Here is a 23,897-nt window from a genome sequence, read left to right on the forward strand (position 1 = left end):
TCTTTTTTAAAATTTGTTTTTTTATATTTTCACGCTCCTAAAGAGCGATAAAATACCAAACAAGAGATTCAATCAAAAGAACCCCAAAGATAGCTGCCAAATAAAGTAATGAAAAGAAAAACAGTTTTTTTGCCATCAAAATAGTTTCATTATGTGTATCAGCTTTCCACAAACGATAGGCAAAATAAACAAAGATAATGCTTAAAATTGTTGAAAAAATACCATAAAAAATTCCGCCAAGACCAGTAAAGCAAGGAGCAGCAGCGCATAATGCCATCAAAATAGTATAAAATAAAATCTGTTTTTTTGTTGAATATTCACCTCTTACATTAGGCATCATAGGAATACCTGCAGCCTCATAATCAAGAGATGAAAATAAAGAAAGAGCCCAAAAGTGAGGGGGGGTCCACATAAAAATGATTAAAAATAATAAAAAGCTATCAATACTCACTGTCCCTGTTGTCACGGCCCATCCAATCATTGGTGGAAAAGCCCCAGAAGCACCACCAATAACAATATTTTGTGGTGTGATACGCTTTAACCAAATTGTATAGATAACGACATAAAAGAAAATCGTAAATGCAAGAAAAAATGCCGCAAACCAATTAATGAAGCTTCCCATAACCAATACCGAGAGCATAGAAAGAACCATGCCAAAAATAAATGCCCTTTGAGAGCTGATTTTACCCATAGGAATAGGACGCTTTTTAGTCCGTTCCATCACAGCATCAATGTCAGCATCATACCACATGTTCAGTGCTCCCGCACCACCGCCACCAGCAGCAATACATAAAATTGCTAAAAAACCATACCACGGATTGATAGGAACAGGCGATACAAGCAAACCAACCAGAGCCGTAAAGACCACAAGAGACATAACACGTGGCTTTAATAATGTGATGTAATCACCAATACCGGATTTTGGTGGCGTTGATTTACCATTCACAACCGATAACTCTTCTGAAACTGACATTCCACTCAAAGCTCTTTTCCATTTCTGTCATTCACAAACCCAATATTATCTGACAAATATTATCTAGCGTATGGAAATGACCAATTAAGACCAATCGTATTTTTGAGAAAATATGAAATATCTCTTTCGCACGTATCCCCTAAAAGTAAATGGAAATATTGGCAATAAAAATACATTTTTTCAATCAACGTTCTCTCCACATTACAAATGTATCATAAAAATATATCATATGAATTAATATATTTGGGTAAATACTGATTTTGTGTTATGGTTTTTTATGGGGAATTCATTTTTTTATGTAAATCTATGCATGGTTTTGGGTGTTGAGTCGGATAGGATTTTCTGTGATACTTTATAAATTACTCAAAAAAACTTTTTTTATTGGTGCTGTTCTTTACACACTTTATAGTAGTTTTATCAGTCATGCATTTGCACAAACACCCTATGCACAAGATGTCCCTGCTCCACAAACCTATGGTGCATGGACAAAGGTTTGTGCTCTACCACCAGGTACCCCTAATATGCAGTGTGAAGTTGTACAAAACGTCCATACACAAGGTCGTCATGATATTACCCTCCGCGTTACCTTTTATAAACTTCCTCAAAAGCAAGGCGCTTTGATGCGTGTTTTTGTTCCGATTCGCGTTGAGTTACGTCCTGGTGTTGGCATTAAAATTGACGATAAAGATATGGGAAGAATGGAATATCGTCGTTGTCTTGGTGATAATTGTGTTGCTGAAGCTTTTCTGAAAGAAGACATATTACAACTCTTTTTAAAAGGAAAAATGGCAACCTATTTTATCTTCACAACTCCAGAGCAAGGAATTGGAGGTCTGGTTGACCTTCAGGGTCTTAGCGACGCCTATGCAACCTTACCAACATGAATAAAATCGACACACATTGGACAATTAAAATCTCATCGTATATTTTGAGAGCCCCTTAATTTAGATCAATAAAAATCTTCTCATCCCCCGTAAAAATAGGATAATTCTTATGAAATCGCTGATTGATCATTTTGATATTGCTTCCTCTAAAGTGCAGTCTCTTGTACAGGAAACGCTTCATCATGCGGATGATGGCGAACTTTACCTTGAGTATACAGAAAGCGAAGCTCTTTTATTTGATAATGGACAGCTTAAAAACGGCTCTTTCCATCAAGATATGGGGTTTGGTCTGCGTGTCGTTGCTGGAGAAGCTACCGGATATGCACATTCTAATGAATTATCAGCTGCTGCACTCAAGCGTGCTTGTGAAGCAGCTAAAGCTGTTACCTATAATAATCATGCTGGACCTTATAGTGTAGCACCTCAACAAACAAACAAGAGACTTTATCAACCGCATAATCCCCTTGATGCTCCGTCATTTGAAGAAAAAAGTGCTCTTTTGCAAAAAATTGATGCCTATTTACGTGCGAAAAATGATAAATTACATCAAGTGACTGTTTCTCTTTCCGGCTCGCTACAACATGTTGAAATTTTACGTGCAGATGGATATTTGGTTCGTGATATTCGTCCACTCGTACGACTTTCTATATCTGTGGTCGCCGCTGAAGGCAATCGACGTGAAAATGGTTTCTATGGATGTGGGGGGCGACAAGCATTTAACCAATTTATTCGTGAAGACAATTGGAAAGAAGCCGCGGATGAAGCCTTACGTATGGCTTTAACAAATTTAGAAGCAGAAGCAGCACCTGCAGGATCTTTTGATGTTGTCTTAGCCAATGGATGGCCTGGCGTTATGCTCCATGAAGCCGTAGGTCATGGTTTGGAAGGTGACTTTAATCGCAAAAAAACATCTGCTTTTGCTGGACTTTTAGGACAACAAGTTGCGGCAAAAGGTGTTACAGTTGTTGATGATGGAACAATTCCACAACGCCGTGGCTCTCTCACTGTCGATGATGAGGGGACGCCTTCAGGATATAACGTTCTCATTGAAGATGGAAAACTCGTTGGTTTTATGCAAGACAGGCTTAATGCACGGCTTATGGGAGGTAAATCAACTGGAAATGGACGGCGTGAATCTTATGCTTATGCACCAATGCCACGAATGACCAATACAATCATGCTAGGAGGAGATAAAACACCTGAAGAAATCCTTTCTTCACTTAAAAGTGGTATCTATGCTGTTTCATTTGGTGGAGGACAAGTTGATATTACTTCTGGAAAATTCGTCTTTGAGTGTACTGAAGCATACCGAGTAGAAAATGGTAAAATTGATGCACCAATTAAAGGCGCAACTCTTATTGGAAATGGACCGGATGCTATGAAACGTATCACAATGATTGGAAATGATAGTAAACTGGATAATGGTATTGGTATGTGCGGAAAAGCAGGACAAAACGTTCCTGTTGGTGTTGGACAACCTCATCTACGGATTAATAATATGACAATCGGTGGAACTGCGTTGAAGTAAGCTTGCTCATTCCTTCCCAATATTCAATACTGCCCCTTCTCGTTTATCAAGATGGTCTTGTGAAGGATGAATTTTTGCTACAAACATTGATTTATAAAGATAATTGAACGTTATTCATATTTAAATTAGAACCTTGAACACCGTAAGATTCTCTCATTTTAAATTTGTGTCTGTTGAATCAATTAAGATTATTCGTTTGTACGTTACAAGCGGGGGGAAATGCATGGAGTAAAACTGTACAAGAAAGAACTAAAAATACCTATAATGAACCATCTCAAGTGCCAAGAGCTATAGCAACATTAGGAAGTGGCCAATATTACGATGGTGTTTGCTTAAATACACATTCTTTATGATACATTCGTCTTTTGTATGGAGTAGTGGAGCAACTATCTTTTATGTTTCATAATAAAAAAGTTTAAAATAAAAAACACTTTCTACATTCAGTGCTCGTTAACTCAACGAGAAAAAGATTATTATTGTAGATAAATTTTAGAGAGATTTTATAATAATACTCAAATGAACTATGTCAAAAAAACTTTCAGGCTAAAGCTTCCAACTTTTCTTCTTTTTATTTTTGCTCAAAACAGCAACAACTTCGACATGTGGCGACCATAAAAATTGATCAATTGGTATGATTTTTTCTACTGTATATCCCCCTGCAACAAGAAAAGATAAATCACGAGCAAATGTAACGGGATTACACGAAATTGCCACAACACGTGATATTGTTGCCTTTGCCAGTTCATGTACTTGTTCCTCTGCTCCAGCGCGAGGAGGGTCAAAAACAACGCTTTCAAAACACTCAAGTTCCTTTACAGAAAGTGGATGGCGAAAAAGATCACGTTTTTCACAAGTGACTGTTTTTAAACCAGTTGCAAAACGTGCTGCTGTATTTAGATTTCTTAATGCATCTTCATTATTTTCTACTGCATGAACATTCATCTTTTTTGCCATACGCAAGGCAAATGTTCCTACCCCTGAAAACAAATCAAGAGCATTCTTTGCTTTTTTTAAATGAGTCAAAATAATATTGCCCATTATATGTTCAACTTCACAAGTTGCTTGAAGAAAACCACCAGAAGGAAATTCAACACGGACATCTCCAAAATAAACCAATGGTTTTTCTTGCTCAACCAAAACTTCTCCGTCAACAGATAAACGTATAATCCCATATGAAAGAGCAGCACTGATCATTTTCTGACGAACACGCTCATCGCGTATAACACAACCGCTTAAAGCGATATCTAAACCGTTTTCAACAGATGTTATCGTTATATGAAACCGTTTGGCATGATTGCTTACAAGAGCACAAAGTGACCTGATATCATCTAGTTTAGACATAATCTCTAAACGCGTCACTGGACATTCTTCAAGAGCTATAATCTCATGAGAGAGATAACGATTAAAACCAACTTTTTGCCCCTGTGGGGTCATGGATGCTGTTAACGTCATCCGACGTCGGCTATAGGGTTTACATTCTATTAAAGGCGCAACAACATTATTAAGTCCATACTTTTTAAGTGCATCAACAACTAATTGTCGTTTCCATACGCAATAAGCATCAGTATGCCAATGCTGAAGAGCACACCCTCCACATTCTCCAAAATGCTGACAAAGAGCATCAACACGTTCTGGTGATTTTTCTTTTAATGCTATACATGTTGCATATTTTCCATGAACAGTAATTTCAGCACACTCTCCCGGTAAAGTAAAAGGAACATAAATAAAACCGTGGGACGTCTTGGAAGTACCATAACCATTTGCTCCAATATAGTCGATTATCACATTATCGTTCACTCTTGTTTTTCTCCGAATAGTAAATATTCCACATTGCCATCACCACCTGTAATGGGTGAAGGAAGTAAACCTTTTGCACGCCACCCTGTTTGAGTATCTAACCAGATAAAAAGTGCCTCAGCGGTTTTTTTAGCACTTGATGGATTTAATATTCCTCCCTTTCCAAGGTTCTTACGACCAACCTCAAACTGAGGCTTTACCAATAAAACAGCTTGAGCACCCTTCTTGGCTAAAGATAAAACGGGAGGCAATGCAAGTTTAAGAGAAATAAAGCTGACGTCGGAAACGATAAGATCAATTTCCCTACCGCCTAAATGTTCCTGTTGAAAATCTCTAACATTTAAGCCTTCTAATAACGTTATAGCCCTGTTGCCCAATAAACGTGCATCAAATTGATGATGCCCAACATCAACAGCAATGACATGGGCCGCTCCACGCTCTAAGAGAACTTGTGTAAAACCACCTGTTGATGCCCCAACATCAATGGCTGTCACTTTATCGGTTACAATCGGAAATGCATCAAGTGCAGAAATCAATTTCAATGCCGCACGGGACACATAATTTTGCGCTGGATCACAAACAAAAATCTCTGCATCATCAAAAACAATTTGCCCAGCTTTAAAAACTATTTTGCCATTAACTTTAACAGTTTTGCGTATAATTGCATCACGTGCACGTGAACGTGTCGTAAAAAAGTTTCTTTCAACTAAAAGAATATCGAGCCTTTTTCTGGAAGCCATCTCATACTTGAATTTTCTATCCCGTTCGAATCTCGCGTCCCAGAGCAGTAAAAACCGTATTTAAAATACCCATAGCATCAAGTCCGACACGTGAAAGAACTTTTTCTGGTGAACCATGACTCAAATATTCATCAGGAAGTTTTAGTGTACGAACTTTCAAACCATGCTCTAAGAGCCCTTCTTGCGCTAAAAATTGTAATATGTGTGCTCCAAACCCACCGATTGCACCTTCTTCAATTGTCACCAAAACTTCATGCTCACGTGCCAAACGACGCATCAAATCCTTATCTAAAGGTTTTGCAAACCGTGCATCTGCAACTGTTGTAGATAATCCTTCAACCTCCAACGCATCAGCAGCTTGCAACACTTCTGACATCCGCGTTCCAAAACAAACCAAAGCAATCCTATTTCCTTCACGCAGAACGCGCCCTTTTCCAATTTCTAATAACTCACCACGTTGCGGTAAATCTATACCAAGACCTTCACCACGTGGATAACGAAAAGAAATGGGACCCTGATCATAGGCTGCAGCTGTACGTACCATATGCATCAATTCAAGCTCATCTGAAGGTGCCATAACAACAAACTCAGGAAGAGTGGACAAAAAAACAATATCAAAACTTCCAGCATGTGTTGCACCATCTGCCCCCACAAAACCTGCTCGGTCAATAGCAAAACGTACCGGTAATTTTTGAATTGATACATCATGAATAATTTGATCATAAGCACGCTGTAAAAAAGTAGAATAAATTGCAACAAAAGGCTTATACCCTTCACAAGCAAGTCCTGCCGCAAAAGTTACGGCATGTTGCTCAGCAATACCAACATCAAACATTTTTTCAGGAAATTTTTCTGCAAAAGCATCAAGGCCTGTCCCTGTTGGCATCGCTGCTGTTATGCCCACAATCTTATCATCATGGCGCGCTTCTTCTGATAAGGCTTCAGAAAATACCTTGGTATAGGGTAGAATATTACTTGATGCTTTAACCTGTTTTCCTGTCGTAACATCAAAACGATTAACACCATGATATTTATCAGAAGATGCTTCTGCAGGTGGATATCCCTTTCCCTTATGGGTGACGACATGCACCAAAACTGGACCATTAGGACATTCACGAATATTTTTTAAAACGGGTAATAAATGCCCTAAATTGTGCCCATCTATGGGTCCCACGTAATAAAAGCCAAGCTCATCAAATAACGTTCCCCCAACCAAAAAACTACGCGCAAATTCCTCTGAACGACGTGCCTTATCCAAAAAAAACTTTGGCAATTTTTCGCTCAACATCTTTACGCGTTCACGCAAATGACGATAAGCAGGACGAGAAACTAGTCGTGCAAGATGTGCACTCATAGCACCTGTAGGCGGTGCAATAGACATATCGTTATCATTAAGAACAACAATCAAGCGCGCATCCAAAGCACCAGCGTTATTCATTGCTTCATAAGCCATGCCCGCAGACATTGCACCATCACCAATAACAGCGATAATATTGCGTCTTGTCTCTGCCTTCAAAGCACTCGCTACCGCCATGCCAAGACCCGCCGAAATAGAAGTAGACGAATGGCCCGCTCCAAATGGATCATACACACTTTCTGAACGTTTTGTGAAACCTGATAATCCTCCCTCTTGACGTAATGTACGTATTTTTTCTCTACGCCCCGTTAAAATCTTATGTGGATAGGTTTGATGACCAACATCCCAAATAATCCTATCCTCTGGTGTATTAAAAACATAATGTAATGCAACAGTGAGCTCAACAACACCAAGTCCTGCCCCAAGATGACCACCTGTTACAGAAACCGCATCAATTGTTTCTGCCCGCAACTCATTAGCCAACTGTACCAAATCAGACTCAGGCAGAGCCCGCAAATCTTGCGGGAAACAAATACGGTCAAGCAATGGTGTTAAGATATGAGACAAAAAAACTCCCTCCTATCACCTTAACTTAAGAGAACGCAACGATAAAAATACATCTTCTCTACTCTTTCATTGACAGTTTTGCATCTTTTTTACTGAAAAATCTCTATTTGAGATGATTTATGATTTTTCTCATTTTTAACTTATTTTATAAAAAAGAAACCAATAAAATTTGCTTTCTATAAATAAGGTTATTGCACTGCTTAATCCCGCAATAAATATCCAAAAATAGTTTAATACTATTGAGCATCAAGTGGTTCTACTCCTTCTGGAGAACCTCCTTCTGAAAGTTGAATTTTTTCAACTTTAGCTTCAGCAACTTTCAAGAGTTTTTCACAATGTTTTTTAAGCGCTTCACCACGTTCATAAATATCTATGGATTGTTCCAAAGGCACATCGCCACGTTCCAAATTTTCAACAATAACTTCAAGTTGCTTCAGCGCTTGCTCAAAACTTAAGGTCGTAATATCCCCCTCTTGTATTTCTTTTTTCATATGAACCTCACAAAATATCTATTCTGGATATACGAATTCCAAAACCTTCTAAATCTAAATAATGACGTTCTTTAGAAGTATAAACAATAACAGAACTGATTCCTAAATGTTTCAAAATTTGTGATCCTAAACCAATTTGTCGCCATTCTTCTTCACGTTCAATTGCCTGTATATGGTTTTCTGAACCGTCTTTTGCCATTTCCTGAATGCTCATAGCTGATTTTTCATCAATACCAACTGATCCTTGACGTAAATAAACAAAAACACCCCGTTTTTCTTTTTCCATCATACGCTGCATGATAGCGGTAACATCTGACGCTTGACCAAAAACATCATTCATAATGTTTTCACGATGCAAACGTACAGGAATATCTTCACCATCACCAAGATCACCAAAAACGATTGCAACATGCTGAACTGTTTCCCAAGGGAGTTGATAACTCTGAACAATAGCAGGTCCTACTGGTGTTTCAATAGCCATTTCTCCAACATGCCTGATCAACATTTCTTTGCGCTGACGATAAGCGATTAAATCCGCAACCGTTATCATATGCAATCGATGTTCTTGTGCAAATTTTGTAACTTCATCTCCATGTTTAACACTGCCATCATCATTGACCAACTCACCAATAACACCAACTGGCGGTAAACCAGCTAATTTACATAAATCAACAGCCGCTTCCGTGTGACCTGAACGCATAAGAACACCCCCTTCATGCGCAATCAAAGGGAAAATATGTCCTGGACGAATAAAATCGTGAGCACCAGCATTTGGATTAGCAAGATTGCGAACCGCTAATGTGCGGTCGTGTGCGGAGATACCCGTCGTTATCCCATGTTTAAAATCCACAGTAACAGTAAACTGGGTCTGATGTGCTGAATTATTATCTGGCACCATAGGAGCAAGATGAAACCGTTGTGCTTCTTCTTTTGGCATAGGTGCACAAACAATCCCTGTTGTGTGGCGAATGATGAATGCCATCTTTTCTTCTGTACAATGGACAGCAGCAACAGTTAAATCACCTTCGTTTTCACGGTCATCATCATCTGTCACCACAACAATTTCACCGCGTTCAAAAGCTTTAAGTGCAGAAACAATTTTTTCTTCATCATACACCATTATTCACCTTCTCACTCACCCAACTTGACCGCGATGTCTTAGATAATGGTCCGCAATAGCACAAGCAACCATCGCTTCACCAATGGGAACAGCGCGAATCCCAACACATGGATCATGACGTCCCTTCGTTATAACATCTACATCATGACCATCAACATCAATAGAGCGACGAGGCGTTAAAATTGATGAAGTAGGCTTGACAGCAAAACGTGCAACAATTGGCTGTCCACTCGATATTCCCCCTAAAATACCACCAGCATGATTGGATAAAAAAAGTGGTTTTCCATCATTTCCCATCCGCATTTCATCGGCATTTTCTTCTCCCTTCATGCGGGCTGCCGCAAAACCATCCCCAATTTCAACTCCTTTTACTGCATTAATCGACATAAGGAAGGATGCAATATCTTGATCCAGTTTTGCGTAAATAGGTGCTCCTAAACCTGCCGGAACATTTTCTGCAATGATCTCAACAACAGCACCAACAGATGTCCCCTCTTTACGGAGTTTACTGATATAATCACTAAAAATGTGAACCATCTCTGCGTCAGGTGTAAAAAAAGGATTATTATCAACCTCTGACCAATCCCAACGATCACGATTAATATTATGAGGACCAATTGCTATCACTGCTCCTCGAACCACCAAACCAGGAACAATTTTACGTGCAAATGCACCCGCTGCAACACGTGCTGCTGTCTCCCTTGCCGAAGAACGCCCTCCTCCTCGAAAATCACGAATGCCATATTTAATATCATAAGTATAATCCGCATGTCCTGGACGATATTGATGGGCAATCGAGCTATAATCCTTCGAACGCTGATCTGTATTTCTAATCAACAGAGAAATTGGTGTACCTGTTGTAACCAATGCCGTCCCATTGTCCTGAGCGATAGCTCCTGAAAGAATTTCTACTTGATCCAATTCGCGTCGCTGCGTTGTATATACGGATTGTCCTGGTCTCCGTTTGTCAAGATAAGCTTGAACTTCTGCAAGAGTAAAAATAATTCCAGGCGGACAACCATCAATGACACAACCAAGAGCAGCACCATGACTTTCTCCCCATGTGGTTACACGAAACAAATGACCAAATGTATTATGCGACATGAAAAAAGATCCGTTTCTCTGTCAAATATACGCCAACGACAACATATGTTGAGTTATACACAAGACAGCTCTTTGTTCCAAAATACTCTCAGCCGCTTTTAATTTGGTCAAATTACCGCTGTTCAATAAAACCCTATAAACCAAACTTTATTCTTTAACGACAGAAATGTCTGGTGCATCAACTGCTTTCATACCTATGATATTATAACCCGAATCGACATGATGAACTTCACCAGTAACAGAACGAGACAAATCTGAAAGAAAATAAAGAGCAGAATCACCAACCTCTTCAATTGTTACTGTACGGCGTAATGGAGCATTATATTCATTCCATTTTAAAATATAACGGAAATCACCAATACCTGAAGCTGCTAACGTTTTAATCGGTCCAGCAGATATCGCATTAACACGAATATTTTTGGGACCTAAATCTACCGCTAAATACTTCACGCTCGCTTCAAGAGCTGCTTTAGCAACCCCCATGACATTATAATTGGGAACAACCTTTTCTGCACCATAATAGGTCAGTGTCAAGATTGAACCGCCATCCGGCATCAACTTTTCTGCACGCTTTGTTAGAGCTGTTAGGGAATAAACGGAAATATTCATGGTCATCATAAAATTTGATTCGCTGATATCAACATAACGACCACTTAATTCATCTTTATTAGAAAAACCAATAGCATGAACTAAAAAATCGAGTTTGCCCCATTTCTTCTCTATGGCTCTAAAGACTGAATCAATAGAAGCACTGTCAGAAACATCACAATGTCCACAAACAAATCCCTTTAATTCTTCAGCCAAAGGCTCAACACGCTTTTTCATGGCTTCACCCTGATAGGTAAAAGCAAGCTCTGCCCCTGCGCTACTCGCCGCTTTAGCAATTCCCCAAGCGATGGAGCGATTATTGGCCAACCCTAAAATTAAGCCACGCTTACCGTACAATAAACCATTACCCTTAGCCATTAGCACTGCCCCATTGTTACTTAAAATTAATATTATTCATTTGCCTATGACACAGGTCAACTTTTTCTTCAAGTAATTGGTTTAAAATCAAGCAAAAACTATGCTTTATATATAAAAAAATTAAAATTTAATCTTTTTGCATTTGCAAAAACTGTTCTAGCGCAACATTTTTACCTTCCGGCAACATAATACGAACATGCACATAAAGATCATCTCTTGTACCACTTTTTAAACGAAGTCCTTTTCCTTTCAACCGTAAAACGCGATCAGAACTTGACCAAGCAGGAATCGTTAAAACCACACGTCCCTCCAATGTCTCAACTTCTTCTTTTGCTCCCAAAACAGCATGTTTAAGAGAAACTGGTAAATCAAGATGAAGTGCCCTTCCTTCAACCCGAAAACGAGGATGTTTTTGAATCTGAATGGTTATTAATGCATCTCCTGCTTGCCCATGAGGAACCTCTTCTCCCTGACCTTTTAAACGAATAGTTTGCCCGTCTTCAATATAATCTGGAAGTTTAATTTTTAACTTTTTTCCATTAGGAAAAACGGCTTCCACCTTTTCTGCGCCAACCATCTGCTCTAATGTTATGGCAAGATTAGCACGAATATGTGCTCCTTGTTGAGGGCGATTATAGTGTTTGGAATTCGAAAAGCTACCGCCTCCCCCAAACAGATCGCGAAAAATATCACTCGCATCAAAACCTGCACCACCTGAAGAGGAAAAATCAAATCCTCTCGCTCTTCCTGAAAAAGGATTTTGTTTATTGTTAAAATTCTCACCAGCACCATAGGCTTGATAAAGTGGTTTTCCTTCCATATCAATTTCACCGCGGTCAAATTGTGCTTTTTTATCTTTATCACCTATAATTTCATAAGCTTGATTAATTTCAGCAAACTTTTCTTTAGCCTTTGCATCATCTTTATTGTGATCTGGATGATACTTCTTTGCTAATTTTCTAAATGCTGATTTAATCTCTTGCGATTTTGCGGTACGTGCCACACCCAGAATCGTGTAGGGATCACGCATATTGCCCTCTTTTCAATTTTTTGGTTTTCAAAATATCAACGGATATGTTTTCAATATCCCTCATAACTTTATCAATCTATTCTAGAGAATAATTTCTTCTTTCTTTATATGTCTATCAATAAACTAAAATACCAGATAAAATGAGATATTTATTTAATATAGCTCATTATCGTCTATGCTAAAGACAAAAATAATGGAACCACTATAAAAATACACGATAGCATTGACTTTTTGAAAATAGGAAAAAATGCTACTTTACTTCGAGATGACAAAGTAAATAAGAAAATGCCTTACCCATGCTCGCTGACATTTGGAGACACTATGAGCGATAAAATCCCAACAGATGATCATTTTATGCAAATGCAAAAACCTTTTGAACTTTTTGCAAAATGGCTTGAAGAGGCAACAATAAGCGAAATAAATGATCCGAATGCTATGGCACTCGCAACAGTAGACGAAACAGGACTTCCTAATGTTCGTATGGTTCTCCTCAAAGACTACAGTCCCCAAGGATTCGTCTTCTATACCAATTATGAAAGCTGTAAAGGACAAGAAATTTTAAAATCAATGAAGGCATCCTTAGGTTTTCATTGGAAATCGCTCCGTCGTCAGGTCAGAATTAGAGGCATTGTTGAAAAAGTAAGTCAACAGGAAGCGGATGCCTATTTCCAATCGCGACCACGTGGGAGTCGAATTGGGGCATGGGCATCTAAACAATCTCAACCATTAGACAATCGTTTTGTGCTCGAAAAAGCAATTGCTCAATATACTGCACGTTATGCAGTAGGCAATATTCCACGACCACCTTATTGGTCTGGTTTTCGTGTTAAACCCCTTTCTATAGAATTCTGGTGTGATCGCCCATTTCGTTTACATGATCGTCTGCTTTTTACGCGTGATTGTGTTGAACACAGCAATTGGAAAAAACAAAAACTTTATCCTTAATCCTTCAAGCTTTATCGTTATGAAGACTTTGTCTTCCTAAGGGTTCAATGACTATTTTCTATTTGCAAATTTCTAAAACAAAATGATTAGTTTCCTTTCAATAGAAAAGTTTTATTTTCACTATAAAAGTTGGTTGATAATATCTCCTACTGCATTGCTTGAAGACAATAGATGCGCAACAAGCTTTTTTAAGAGAAAACACGATATTCAACAAAAATTATGATTTTATTTTTGTAATTTCTGATAAGAGAAAGTGCACTTTCAATTAAAAAAGTTGTTCATTCCTCCTAAAGTCTATTTTTATTTCAATAAAATTTGAAAAAATCGTTATTTCAAACCAGAAAGATCTGGAATAAAACTAATCATAAAATACAAAAAGCTTTGAACATGAAAAAATAATACACTTTAAAATTAATGAAAGTATCTTTGTATTTTCATTCCTCTCCTCATCATCAGAATATATGATTTTATCTAATTCATTGTTAGGCTGCAGGATAAAACATCATCCATATACCACCACATACTAAACCAGCAAAAATCACAAGACCAATAAGCGAATTAGATTTGAAAAGCCTGAGGCATTGCGCACTGTCATCTATATCAATAACTTTAATTTGAATAAACATATGGATACTTGCCACAAAAACCCCAAAAAAACTAAGAACAGGGACTTCAGCTAAATAAAATGCTAAACTCACGAACAGTACAAAACCACCATACAAAAATACTAAAGCACGCTTGGTTTCTTTACCGAAGAGAAGTGCTGTAGAACGCACACCAACCGTAGCGTCATCTTCTTTATCTTGATGGGCGTAGATTGTATCATATCCTATGGTCCACAAGATTGATCCCACATAAAGCAAAATCGGTGACCAGCTTAAACTTCCAAAGACAACAGCCCACCCCATTAATGCCCCCCAATTAAATGCAACGCCTAAAAAAAACTGCGGCCAATATGTTACGCGTTTCATAAAAGGATAAAATGCAACAGCTATCAATGACGAAATACCGAGAAAAAAACTAAACCTATTAAATTGTGATAAAACGCCTAAACCAACCAAACATTGCACAAGTATAAAAACTTTTGCTTGAAACCGACTCACATGACCTGTCGGCAATGGGCGAGAACGTGTTCTTTCTACCTGAGAATCGATTTTATGGTCAATAAGATCATTCCAAGTACATCCTGCCCCTCGCATAGCGATGGATCCTAGAAAAAAAAGAAAAAGATACCAAACCCAATGAAGCAACATTGATGAAAGAGTATCATAATGCATTTCATAAGAGAGAAAAGCCATTGTTGTTGACCAAAAACAAGGCCACATCAACAATTGCCATCCGATAGGCCGATCCCAACGCGCCAATTGCGCATAAAACCATAAAGAACAGGGAAGTAAACTATAGACCCATTGTTTGGAAGATGCATCCATAACCCGTCCTTGGCTATTATAGGACTGAACAGGTGCGATATTTTTATTTTTTTTCATCAAATGATTTACCTTTAGTCTTGCGATAGAGACATTTCATTCTTATGAGAAGGAGATGAAATTAATCATCTTCTATGAGAGGAGCAAGCAATGAATATTCTTCTTATTGGCTCAGGTGGACGAGAACATGCTTTAGCATGGAAAATAGCAGCATCACCACTGCTAACAAAGTTATATTGTGCTCCTGGAAATCCTGCAACAACAGAATTTGGTGAAAATATTAATTTAGACATTGATGATCACCCCCTTATTATTGATTTTTGTAAAGCACATTCTATTGATCTTGTGATTGTAGGACCAGAAGCACCATTGGTTGCAGGTATAACAGATTCTCTTAATAGCGCTAACATCTGTGTATTTGGTCCTACTCAAAAAGCTGCTCAACTAGAAGGTTCAAAAGCTTTTACAAAAGATTTATGTCATAAGAATAACATTCCTACAGCAAGTTACCAATGCTTTAATGATGCCGCTAGAGCCAAAGCTTACATTCATCAACAAGGTGTTCCCATTGTTATTAAAGCTGATGGCTTAGCTGCCGGCAAAGGTGTCGTGGTTGCAACAACTATAGAAGAAGCATTTAACGCTGTTGATGCCTGCTTCAAAAGTGCATTTGGGGATGCAGGAAACAAAATTGTTGTAGAATCTTTTCTGGAAGGTGAAGAAGCAAGCTTCTTCTGCCTTTGTGATGGTAAAGTTGCTCTTCCCTTTGGATCTGCTCAAGATCATAAGCGTGTAGGAGATGGAGATACTGGAGCAAACACCGGTGGTATGGGTGCTTATTCACCAGCACCCATCATGACCCAAGAAATAGTGAATCGTACCCTTAAAGAAATTGTTGAACCAGCTTTAAAAAGCATGAACGAAATGGGCGCCCCCTTTAGAGGTATTCTCTTCGTCGGCTTGATGATAACGCAAAAAGGACCCGAATTAATTGAATTTAACGTACGATTCGGTGATCCTGAATGTCAAGTTTTAATGATGCGCCTTAAAGATGATATTCTACCAATTTTTCTTGCCGCAGCTCAAGGAAATCTTGAAAATAAACCTCTTCAGTGGTCTGAAAAGACTGCTCTCACCGTTGTTATGGCTGCTAATGGTTATCCAGACTCTCCCCAAAAAGGGACTGTTATTCGTAACGTTGATAAAATAGATACTCTTCCCGATGTGAAAGTTTTTCAAGCTGGTACAGCATTACGAAATGGACAACTCATTGCAAATGGTGGACGTGTTCTCAATATAACAGCAACAGGAAAAACGATTACGCAAGCACAAAAACGTGCTTATGAAGCCGTTGATTATATTGATTGGCCAGAGGGTTTTGTTCGTCGCGATATCGGATGGCGAGCTATTGCGCGAAAAAACTAAATCCTTTGACTATTCTTTTTTACGATTTGATGATTTCACGTAAGAGCATGATACACAAATTTTCTCACTGTTTTACGTTGACCATAATTTTGAAAAAATGAGTGTGCTTTCCTTTGAACAATCAAATATTGTAAATAGGATACCTACTCATGATGAAATAGGAAAAAATTCTGAATCTGAGAATATAATATAAAATGATCATTTTACTGTTATCTTTACTTTAAACGTATTTTCTCATCATTTTTATAAACACTTTCTTTCTTATAAAATCCTGAAGAAAAACATATATACTATCATTTCTTTTATCTATCGCGTTTTTTAATGAAATTCCGCTTTTACGAAAAATAAAATGCCCAAAAAAGATAGTTATGTTATTCACATACAAATTCTTAAACAATATCTCTCATGCTCATCACTCCCATTTTACGACACTACCTGCAAATAGTATAAATCCATTCTGCCATCTTTCTGGAATAAAGATAAAAACCGATACCATCTTTGTATTTTCCAACTCTCAATATTACGATAACCCTTTCTATCTAAATGATTTTGATTATAAAAGAGAGATGAAATAAGAATGTTCTGCAATATTCAAAGCTCTCATTCAAAATGGAGAAATGATTTATTAAAAAAAATTTAAAAACACTTCCAGTAATTTTCTGATGTTTTAATAATGTGGCAAAAACCCAAAATTATACCGCAAAAAACAGTTTCTATTGGTACAAAAGCCGTTTTCACCTCTCCGAAAAAAGCGTTTTACATAATAGATTCCTGCTGCCAATGTATGGTGTCAAAAAACTCTCATTTACAATCATTGACTTCCTCTTTGTTTTCAAGAACCAAAAGTCACACCAAATCCCGTCTGTAAAAGTCTGGATTCTCATTGAGCGGGGTCCTCTTGCTTCCCACTCATATGCTGCACTTACACAAAGACCTACAAGCAAACTTAAGAATATTCGCCATATCTTCTAAAAACACTTCATGTGTGAAGTTTACACCCCTTATGTTACCGCCCCAAACAACGATGTTTTACGGCACAACAAGATAAATGCTGATGGTAGTACAACAATGAATGCATATTAATATCACTGGAGTGCGATTCGATTCGCAATCACCAAACGCAAGCCGAACGGATTGCTATAACGAAGTAAAAAACGCTTTTGTCTAGAATACGATGTTGTACCAAAAAATCGATGTAAATCAGAACGATCTTTTACAACCAGAATGCGATTATCTTCATTGATCATAAGCATGGGAAGGCCATAAGTATCCGCCCATAACCGCCAATCCAGAAGAACATTATTCAAATCTCTGGAAACCAAAAGCGGTATACAAGCTTCCTCATCTGCATGAAGTAATTCTAATGCAACAGCTCTTTCTCCTGAACGCGTTTTTACGGTACGTGCTGCAATTCCTTGAAAATGATAAGGAGGTATTAAATGCGATAAGCTTGAAGGCATATCCGTTTTAAAAGAAACACCACGCTCATTTAACGAACAAATTACCTTATTGCCCGTTTTGGATGAAAAATATGTCGTAGTTTGTGGCAAATGGCACGGATCTAACCGAAATTCAAGCACCGCTTTTGCCTGATTAAAGCATTGATTAGCCATATACATTATCCCAATTTATCTTAAATAACATACACCCTTTAGCAGCTTTTTCTCATTGGATTATTAAAAGTTTGAATAAAAAACAACTGGTTTCTTTTTTGGTTATTAAAATCTAAACAAAAATGCATGATCACCATTCTTGAATTATAATACTTTTCCAGGATTCATTATCCCTAAAGGATCGAGCGTTTTTTTAATCCCTTGCATAATATCCAATGCGACAGGCGATTTAAAAGAACGAAGTTCTTCGCGCTTAAGCTGACCAATTCCATGCTCAGCAGAAAATGCACCTTTATAATTCATCACTAAACTATGAATGCGATGGTTCATTGTTGACCATAACTGCAAAAATACTGTCGTATCAGCCCCTACAGGTTGTGTAACATTATAATGCAAATTTCCATCACCCATGTGTCCAAAACAAACCACCCTTGCTCCTGGAGAAATATCTTCAACAATAAGTGCAGCTTCAGCAATAAAATCAGGAATGGAAGCAAGCGGTACTGCAATATCGTGCTTAATAGATCCTCCCGCCAACTTTTGTGCCGATGATATACTTTCTCGTAATTGCCAAAAAAAATCTTGCTGTTTTAAAGATTGCGCAATAACTGCATCTTCTATCACCGCATTCTTTAAAGCTTCTTCTAAAATACTACTCAATACCGATAACGCCTCATCATTGCCTTGCAACGATGAAATGTTCATTAATACATACCATTCATGTTTCTGCTGGAGAGGAGGCTTCTCACACATCTTATAATCTAAAGCCATTTGCAAACTGAGCTTTGACATAAGCTCAAAACCTGTCAACATCCCTCCTCCATATTCTTGAGCCAGAGATAAAAACTCTAAAGCTTTCGCCGGACTATATAATCCCACCAAGGCAACTGCTTTTCCTTTTATTTTTGGAAAAATCTTCAAAACGGCTGCGGTTATAACACCCAATGTGCCTTCTGCACCAATAAAAAGATTTTTTAAATCGTAACCGCTATTGTCTTTTTTAACAAAACGCAAATCATCTAAAATACGCCCGTCCGGTAAAACAACTTCCAAACCAAGACAAAGATCACGCATATTGCCATAAGCCAAAACAGCTGTCCCTCCAGCGTTTGACGAAAGATTTCCCCCTACTTGGCAAGAACCTTCAGATGCCAAAGAAAGAGGGAAAAAACGACCTGATTCATCCACTTTTTTCTGCAAATCCTGTAAAATAACACCAGCCTCTACAACAACAAAATTTCCTTCAAGATTTATAGCTCTAATCTTATTTAATCGCTCCATGGATAAAAGAACGCCCTCTCCTCTTTCATCTGGTTGCTGTCCCCCCACAAGCCCTGTATTCCCCCCCTGTGGTACAATCGGTGTGTGCGTTTTGCTCGCTAACTGCATAATCGATGAGACCTCTGCGCAAGAAGATGGACGTAAAAGTAAAGGTGTTTTTCCATGAAAAAGCCCACGCTCTTCAAGCAAATACGGTGCAATCAACGTCTGATCTGTTACAGCATGCTTGGCTCCAACAATTTCCCTAAACCCCTCAATTAATTCCTGCTCCATATTCATTTCTCCTTTGGAGCCGCAGCCCGTATAAGACGATCATTGATAGCCTCTCCTAATCCGTATGATGGAATAGGTTCTACTGCGATACATCTCACTTTAAATGAATCTAATTCCTTCATATATTGAAATAAATGAGAGGCTGCCTCTTCCAATTTTCCATCTTCGCTAAGGTTTAAAATAGAAACAGCATTTTCAGCCCCCATAACACGCTTTGAACCAAATGCTAAAAGCGCTTCACCACTTTCCACCTTTTCTACATTCAAACGAACCGTGGCATTGGGAGCATAATGCGACTTTAACATCCCAGGAGCTTCAATTGCCGCCCTTTGATCTATCCGTTTTAAAGGCTTCCCCACAACTTCTTCAATTTCATCAGCCGCAAGCCCCCCTGGACGCAAAAGATAAATATTTTCACCACAAATCTTAATAATCGTTGATTCAAGCCCTATTCTAGAAAATCCTCCATCCAATATCAAAGAAACAGATTCCCCCAAAGATGCAAAAACAGCCTCAGCGGAAGTAGGACTAAGACGTCCTGATTGATTCGCACTAGGAGCAGCAAGTGGGCGTCCAAAATATTGTACAACTTCCGCAAAACGACTGTCTGGAAAACGAATAGCCAATGTATTCAAACCGGCAGTCGTTAAAGGATGGATATTATGCTGTTCCTTTAAAGGCAAAACCAATGTCAAAGGTCCTGGCCAAAATTCCTCCATTAATTGGCGTGAAAGAAAGTCGATTTTAACATAACGTTCCGCCATTTCGATGCCGCTGACATGCGCAATAAGAGGATTAATTTGCGGACGACCCTTTGTAGAATAAATAGAAGAAATTGCCCTCCCATTGGTCGCATCGCCTGCTAATCCATAAACAGTTTCCGTTGGTAACGCTACTAACTTCCCTTGTTCAAGAAGCGCTATTGCCTCTTTTATCGAAGCGCTATTGAGTGGTAGAATCGTCATGACACATCATTTCTATAACACTCTTTTAGTGATATTATGCTCTTTTTCATTCATATATCACATTGATTTATATATTTTTTAAAAGTATGGGGTTCATAAATAAAGGTTAGGGAATAGGATTTTCCAATATTCTTCTACAAAATATATCTTATTCTGCTAACTTTCTCTAATAATTTTTTGAACTTTGTTAAGTTCTCTTGTGAAAAGCTATTGTTGAAACTCTTGACATAAACTTAACGTGCAGTACATTGTACTACAATTGAATAGGGGATTTAGCAATGGAAAAAATTCAAGCCCCCATACCTGATCAAGTGCAAGAAACTGCAAGTGCAGTTATTAAGTCTATGGGTTTAACTGTATCGGATGCAGTACGCATGTTTATGACCCGCATTGCTAGAGATCGTACATTACCGCTTGGATCTATTTCAACTAAATCCGGAAACATTACGAGCTATCGAGAATGCCGAAATGGGACGCGTCGAACGTACATCTTTAGACAGCTTAAGGACCATGATACGCGAAGATAGAACCGAAATGCGTAAATCTGACAAGCAGACCTAAGCTTGCTATATTGTCTATACGCGTTCATTCCGGTCTGATCTTAAACGTGAAAGCAAAGGTAGGTATGCTAATACACTAGAGAAGGATTTGCTGCTTGTGGTCAAAGCGTTAGCGGAGAATAAACCGCTAAAAGCGCATTGGAGAGATCATGCGCTAACAGGTTAATGGCGCAATTGTCGTGATTGTCATATCAAGCCAGATTTAGTTTTGATCTATCGAAAGCCAGATACCACAACACTAGAGCTCTTATGACTTGGTTTGCATTCTGAACTACGCTTATGATTGGATCTTCAATTCATAGTAAAAAGAATTTTTAGAAGTTTTTGCTTTTATAACAGTTTTTCTAATTCTTTGAAAACCACTGCTTTAAATGTGCGAAGATATTATCTATCGCATCCATAAGGCGCGCAAAATCAAGGATAAGCAAAAAAAGAAAAAATGCTATCCACTTCATCAAGTGATACATCATTTTCACGCTTTGATAGGTGATGATCATTTCTTGAAGCATTTCTTTTTCTGCTTCTGTAAGCTCTGTATGTTTTTCAGCTTTTTTTCTTACCATGTTGCCACCCACACAAGCGTTCACCTAGATTATTGTGCTTTAAGATCTCTCTCGCTAAATTGAAACTGATGGCGTTCAGATCTTGCCGGCTTAAATAAATTGGCAACCAACCAACACAAGAAGAAGCATATTTATTTGTCGTGCAACCAGTCAGAGAGAGCAGCACGCACATCAGCATCACTTTTTTGATTAATTTCATTTTCTACCTCAAGCCGTGTTGTGGCTGCTTTTAAAGCTTTTTCTGTTTGCTTTTGTTGCTCTGCTTTTTTCCCAAGAGTAAAAGCTCTTGCTAAGGCAATAAAAAAAGCGGCTAAAGCCGCACCTGTTACCAACAAGTTTCTTTTCATCCATAAGATCATAGGCGGTGCTCCTGAAAGCGTTTAGCAACAAAGAAAATGCCAATACATGCGGCTAAAACCATAATGGCCGCTAAAGCCCATTGAATGGGTCCATTGCCCACTAAAATCCACCAAGACCTGAGAAAGAACCAATAATCGGTGCCAATGCTTCTGCTTTGCCCCCCCGTTGGTGCTTGCGTTTCTACTATTTGATAATTAGAAGAAACATAAACTCCTTTCGCCCACAACCCTGCCTCTGCTACACGCCGGTGTACAAGACCTTGTAAACGTTTGCCTCCCGCTTTGGTCCATTTTTCTGCAATTCGGTTGGTACCGCTTCATAATCCCCCCAATTAAGCCTTTTAAGTAGTGTTCTATAGCCTTCTTGAGAGCTTAACGTGCTACCTATAACTTTTTGAACAAGATCTGATATTTGTCTTGTACCTGCGCTTTGGCTTCCTCGGAATAATCCCCTAACTTTTGGCGTTCATATTCCTCTTGACTCATGCGCTCTTGACTCTCTCTCATATGAGAAAACTCATCAAGCAATTTCTGTTGTTCCTGTACCTTATGACTAAGCCATACAAAATGTGCTTGTGGATCGTCTTCTAGGGAGGGAACATTTTCCTCACGGCGGCGCGTGATTTCTTCCTGCATTGCGGCATATTTTTGCGTAAGTTCAATAGCCAATTCACGCGCTTCAATGGCGCTTTGTTCTGCCTTTTGGCGTGCTTGCCGCTCTTGCTCTAGTTTATCAGATTCTATTACATCAGAATTTGGCTGCTCCTGAAGTGGTTCTACAGCTGGCTGTTCAGAACTTTCCTCTGCATCAAAAACTTCCTCAACTGGTTCTGGCTCGACCAACTTAACAGCATTATCACTGGCAAAATGTTCATCATAGATTGCTTGTTCTTCAGGCGTAAACTCTTCTTCCATATTCTGTCCCTTCAATGTGTTATTATATTTTTTGTCAAAACTCGATAGTGTTCCAACTGTGCCTGTAAAGCTTTGCGTTCTAAATCACGCTGCGCTATCTCATTTTTTGCCTGTTGAAGTTCGAGCTGCATACGCGCTTGTTCTTGTTTCAAGAAAAGTTCGATATTTTTCTGCTGCAATGCCGTTTGTTTCTGCTGCGCATCAAGTTGATAGAGTGTGCTCTTTGCTTGCGCTTCTTGCTGTAAAACAGCAATCTTTGCTTGTTGCTCTGGAGTTAATTGTGCTCCTTGGCTTTGTTGCATCATCTGCTGTTGCTGCTGTTCTTGTTGTTCCTGCTGTGCTTTTGCCGTTAAATTTGCTACCAATGTTGCCGGTAGTGGGGAAAGCTTTAAAAGATCTGGAATCATCTCCGGTGTTAAGAAACCACCAAGCAGCGGCAACATCTGCGTAATTGCTGCAAAAGTTTTCTCTTTTTCATTGGGGCTTGTCGGTGAATCATCAACAATAATGTCGTACTCAAGCGTTGTGACAGCTTCACGCGTCAACGGCACATATTGGGCATTCTCTTGTCCAGAAATACGTACCAAACGCCCATCAGAGAGATAATTTTGAATAAGATAGAGAATAATCTTTTCCTGCCTACACCGATAAAGCTTGAGATTGTCAAACAGCCCCGCAAGCAAATTAAGCGTTGATTGCCGGCGTGTATTTTCCAGCACATTGGCTTGGTTAACCTCCCGTGTTCCGATAAACTCAGCTGATAACCCTGTTACATGCGTTATCGCTTCACGCGATTCATTAAACAGCTGGAAAAATCCATTGGGAAATTATGCACTTGGCTTTGGTTGAATTTTTTCTCCTGTAAGCGCGCCATTTTTAACCCAAATAATTGTATCTATGCCCATCAAAGCCAATAGTGGTCTGTTTGCTATCACTCACATAACCTAACAGACCGGATGCAACTAAAACATTAAAGGCTGGTCCATAGAGATTGATAGTCGTGTTTTCGTTGGC

Annotated in this window: 19 protein-coding genes and 5 pseudogenes; 6 read left to right on the forward strand and 18 right to left on the reverse strand. The window is 38.7% G+C overall.

The window, feature by feature from the left end; genetic code table 11:
* Positions 1–37: 37 nt before the first annotated feature.
* A complete protein-coding gene (cyoE, locus tag ACFINA_RS02240) occupies positions 38–973 on the reverse strand; it encodes a heme o synthase (RefSeq protein ID WP_375615001.1) in 936 nt (311 codons plus the stop codon).
* A 344-nt stretch (positions 974–1,317) separates the two neighbouring features.
* Here cyoE and ACFINA_RS02245 point away from each other — a divergent pair, with 344 nt between their 5' ends.
* Both ACFINA_RS02245 and tldD read left to right on the forward strand, forming a co-directional pair.
* Positions 1,318–1,857 (forward strand): invasion associated locus B family protein, encoded by a 540-nt coding sequence (locus ACFINA_RS02245; protein ID WP_375606408.1) that lies wholly within the window; start codon positions 1,318–1,320, stop codon positions 1,855–1,857.
* A gap of 109 nt (positions 1,858–1,966) precedes the next feature.
* Positions 1,967–3,385, forward strand: a complete 1,419-nt coding sequence (tldD, locus tag ACFINA_RS02250) for a metalloprotease TldD (RefSeq protein WP_375614994.1) — start codon at positions 1,967–1,969, stop codon at positions 3,383–3,385.
* Positions 3,386–3,928: 543 nt separating this feature from the next.
* On the opposite strand, the gene ACFINA_RS02255 is transcribed toward tldD, so the two are convergent.
* From ACFINA_RS02255 to ACFINA_RS02290, 8 genes are all read right to left on the reverse strand, one after another.
* Complete coding sequence (locus tag ACFINA_RS02255) at positions 3,929–5,182, reverse strand: class I SAM-dependent RNA methyltransferase (RefSeq protein ID WP_375609087.1); 1,254 nt, start codon at positions 5,180–5,182, stop codon at positions 3,929–3,931.
* Positions 5,179–5,922 (reverse strand): TlyA family RNA methyltransferase, encoded by a 744-nt coding sequence (locus tag ACFINA_RS02260; RefSeq protein ID WP_375609086.1) that lies wholly within the window; start codon positions 5,920–5,922, stop codon positions 5,179–5,181. The genes ACFINA_RS02255 and ACFINA_RS02260 overlap by 4 nt, the downstream gene beginning before the upstream one ends.
* Positions 5,923–5,938: 16 nt before the next feature.
* Positions 5,939–7,846, reverse strand: a complete 1,908-nt coding sequence (gene dxs / locus ACFINA_RS02265; protein ID WP_375606412.1) for a 1-deoxy-D-xylulose-5-phosphate synthase — start codon at positions 7,844–7,846, stop codon at positions 5,939–5,941.
* 236 nt (positions 7,847–8,082) lie between these two features.
* Positions 8,083–8,337, reverse strand: a complete 255-nt coding sequence (locus ACFINA_RS02270) for an exodeoxyribonuclease VII small subunit (RefSeq protein ID WP_375606413.1) — start codon at positions 8,335–8,337, stop codon at positions 8,083–8,085.
* A gap of 7 nt (positions 8,338–8,344) precedes the next feature.
* Positions 8,345–9,457, reverse strand: coding sequence for a 3,4-dihydroxy-2-butanone-4-phosphate synthase (ribB, locus tag ACFINA_RS02275; RefSeq protein ID WP_375609085.1), 1,113 nt, complete (start codon positions 9,455–9,457; stop codon positions 8,345–8,347).
* Between the two features lie 15 nt (positions 9,458–9,472).
* Positions 9,473–10,561: a chorismate synthase gene (aroC, locus tag ACFINA_RS02280; protein ID WP_375606415.1), complete on the reverse strand. Its 1,089-nt coding sequence runs from the start codon at positions 10,559–10,561 to the stop codon at positions 9,473–9,475.
* Positions 10,562–10,708: 147 nt separating this feature from the next.
* Positions 10,709–11,527: an enoyl-ACP reductase FabI gene (gene fabI / locus ACFINA_RS02285; protein WP_375606416.1), complete on the reverse strand. Its 819-nt coding sequence runs from the start codon at positions 11,525–11,527 to the stop codon at positions 10,709–10,711.
* 127 nt (positions 11,528–11,654) lie between these two features.
* Positions 11,655–12,557, reverse strand: coding sequence for a DnaJ C-terminal domain-containing protein (locus ACFINA_RS02290; RefSeq protein ID WP_375614995.1), 903 nt, complete (start codon positions 12,555–12,557; stop codon positions 11,655–11,657).
* Positions 12,558–12,878: 321 nt separating this feature from the next.
* Here ACFINA_RS02290 and pdxH point away from each other — a divergent pair, with 321 nt between their 5' ends.
* Positions 12,879–13,502 carry a pyridoxamine 5'-phosphate oxidase gene (pdxH, locus tag ACFINA_RS02295; protein ID WP_375609083.1) on the forward strand — a complete coding sequence of 208 codons (624 nt, stop codon included), beginning with the start codon at positions 12,879–12,881 and terminating at the stop codon, positions 13,500–13,502.
* Positions 13,503–13,984: 482 nt separating this feature from the next.
* Here the strand turns inward: pdxH and ubiA are convergent, their stop codons facing one another.
* Complete coding sequence (gene ubiA / locus ACFINA_RS02300) at positions 13,985–14,989, reverse strand: 4-hydroxybenzoate octaprenyltransferase (protein ID WP_375606419.1); 1,005 nt, start codon at positions 14,987–14,989, stop codon at positions 13,985–13,987.
* 90 nt (positions 14,990–15,079) lie between these two features.
* Between ubiA and purD the strand changes: the two genes are divergently transcribed.
* Entirely contained in the window at positions 15,080–16,354 is a 1,275-nt protein-coding gene (purD, locus tag ACFINA_RS02305; protein ID WP_375606420.1) for a phosphoribosylamine--glycine ligase, read from the forward strand.
* A 1,085-nt stretch (positions 16,355–17,439) separates the two neighbouring features.
* Here the strand turns inward: purD and ACFINA_RS02310 are convergent.
* The 3 genes from ACFINA_RS02310 to ACFINA_RS02320 all read right to left on the reverse strand — a co-directional run bounded on the left by ACFINA_RS02310 (position 17,440) and on the right by ACFINA_RS02320 (position 20,486).
* Positions 17,440–17,967 (reverse strand): DUF6101 family protein, encoded by a 528-nt coding sequence (locus ACFINA_RS02310; protein ID WP_375609082.1) that lies wholly within the window; start codon positions 17,965–17,967, stop codon positions 17,440–17,442.
* A 144-nt stretch (positions 17,968–18,111) separates the two neighbouring features.
* The gene (locus tag ACFINA_RS02315) at positions 18,112–19,521 is read right to left on the reverse strand and encodes an FAD-binding oxidoreductase (protein ID WP_375614430.1); all 1,410 of its coding nucleotides are present in this window, start codon (positions 19,519–19,521) and stop codon (positions 18,112–18,114) included.
* A 2-nt stretch (positions 19,522–19,523) separates the two neighbouring features.
* The gene (locus tag ACFINA_RS02320; protein WP_375607815.1) at positions 19,524–20,486 is read right to left on the reverse strand and encodes an L-threonylcarbamoyladenylate synthase; all 963 of its coding nucleotides are present in this window, start codon (positions 20,484–20,486) and stop codon (positions 19,524–19,526) included.
* Positions 20,487–20,764: 278 nt separating this feature from the next.
* On the opposite strand from ACFINA_RS02320, the pseudogene ACFINA_RS02325 reads away from it, so the two are divergent.
* Together ACFINA_RS02325 and ACFINA_RS02330 are read left to right on the forward strand one after the other, a co-directional pair.
* Positions 20,765–21,047: pseudogene (locus tag ACFINA_RS02325) on the forward strand (type II toxin-antitoxin system RelB/DinJ family antitoxin).
* 9 nt (positions 21,048–21,056) lie between these two features.
* Positions 21,057–21,299 (forward strand): annotated as a pseudogene (locus ACFINA_RS02330) (type II toxin-antitoxin system YafQ family toxin).
* Positions 21,300–21,390: 91 nt separating this feature from the next.
* Here the strand turns inward: ACFINA_RS02330 and ACFINA_RS02335 are convergent.
* The 5 genes and pseudogenes from ACFINA_RS02335 to ACFINA_RS02355 form a co-directional block, all read right to left on the reverse strand.
* The gene (locus ACFINA_RS02335) at positions 21,391–21,609 is read right to left on the reverse strand and encodes a hypothetical protein (protein ID WP_375614996.1); all 219 of its coding nucleotides are present in this window, start codon (positions 21,607–21,609) and stop codon (positions 21,391–21,393) included.
* Positions 21,610–21,740: 131 nt separating this feature from the next.
* Entirely contained in the window at positions 21,741–21,968 is a 228-nt protein-coding gene (locus ACFINA_RS02340; protein WP_375614997.1) for a hypothetical protein, read from the reverse strand.
* Positions 21,965–22,320: pseudogene (locus ACFINA_RS02345) on the reverse strand (glycoside hydrolase family protein); the annotation flags it as partial. The gene ACFINA_RS02340 and the pseudogene ACFINA_RS02345, both read right to left, overlap by 4 nt.
* A 56-nt stretch (positions 22,321–22,376) precedes the next feature.
* A pseudogene (locus tag ACFINA_RS02350) lies at positions 22,377–22,883 on the reverse strand (hypothetical protein); the annotation flags it as partial.
* Between the two features lie 11 nt (positions 22,884–22,894).
* Positions 22,895–23,779: pseudogene (locus ACFINA_RS02355) on the reverse strand (phage portal protein); the annotation flags it as partial.
* Positions 23,780–23,897: the final 118 nt, after the last annotated feature.

The organism is Bartonella sp. AC10YNML (genome assembly GCF_042196825.1).
Lineage (GTDB): Bacteria > Pseudomonadota > Alphaproteobacteria > Rhizobiales > Rhizobiaceae > Bartonella.

What these genes read in the sequence shown, in the direction of transcription:
- cyoE (WP_375615001.1), bottom strand. Translation starts at nt 973, where the DNA reads ATGTCAGTTTCAGAAGAGTTATCGGTTGTGAATGGTAAATCAACGCCA.
- tldD (WP_375614994.1), top strand. Translation starts at nt 1,967, where the DNA reads ATGAAATCGCTGATTGATCATTTTGATATTGCTTCCTCTAAAGTGCAG.
- ACFINA_RS02260 (WP_375609086.1), bottom strand. Translation starts at nt 5,922, where the DNA reads ATGGCTTCCAGAAAAAGGCTCGATATTCTTTTAGTTGAAAGAAACTTT.
- ACFINA_RS02270 (WP_375606413.1), bottom strand. Translation starts at nt 8,337, where the DNA reads ATGAAAAAAGAAATACAAGAGGGGGATATTACGACCTTAAGTTTTGAG.
- ribB (WP_375609085.1), bottom strand. Translation starts at nt 9,457, where the DNA reads ATGGTGTATGATGAAGAAAAAATTGTTTCTGCACTTAAAGCTTTTGAA.
- aroC (WP_375606415.1), bottom strand. Translation starts at nt 10,561, where the DNA reads ATGTCGCATAATACATTTGGTCATTTGTTTCGTGTAACCACATGGGGA.
- fabI (WP_375606416.1), bottom strand. Translation starts at nt 11,527, where the DNA reads ATGGCTAAGGGTAATGGTTTATTGTACGGTAAGCGTGGCTTAATTTTA.
- ACFINA_RS02290 (WP_375614995.1), bottom strand. Translation starts at nt 12,557, where the DNA reads ATGCGTGATCCCTACACGATTCTGGGTGTGGCACGTACCGCAAAATCG.
- pdxH (WP_375609083.1), top strand. Translation starts at nt 12,879, where the DNA reads ATGAGCGATAAAATCCCAACAGATGATCATTTTATGCAAATGCAAAAA.
- ubiA (WP_375606419.1), bottom strand. Translation starts at nt 14,989, where the DNA reads ATGAAAAAAAATAAAAATATCGCACCTGTTCAGTCCTATAATAGCCAA.
- purD (WP_375606420.1), top strand. Translation starts at nt 15,080, where the DNA reads ATGAATATTCTTCTTATTGGCTCAGGTGGACGAGAACATGCTTTAGCA.
- ACFINA_RS02310 (WP_375609082.1), bottom strand. Translation starts at nt 17,967, where the DNA reads ATGGCTAATCAATGCTTTAATCAGGCAAAAGCGGTGCTTGAATTTCGG.
- ACFINA_RS02315 (WP_375614430.1), bottom strand. Translation starts at nt 19,521, where the DNA reads ATGGAGCAGGAATTAATTGAGGGGTTTAGGGAAATTGTTGGAGCCAAG.
- ACFINA_RS02320 (WP_375607815.1), bottom strand. Translation starts at nt 20,486, where the DNA reads ATGACGATTCTACCACTCAATAGCGCTTCGATAAAAGAGGCAATAGCG.
- ACFINA_RS02335 (WP_375614996.1), bottom strand. Translation starts at nt 21,609, where the DNA reads ATGGTAAGAAAAAAAGCTGAAAAACATACAGAGCTTACAGAAGCAGAA.
- ACFINA_RS02340 (WP_375614997.1), bottom strand. Translation starts at nt 21,968, where the DNA reads ATGATCTTATGGATGAAAAGAAACTTGTTGGTAACAGGTGCGGCTTTA.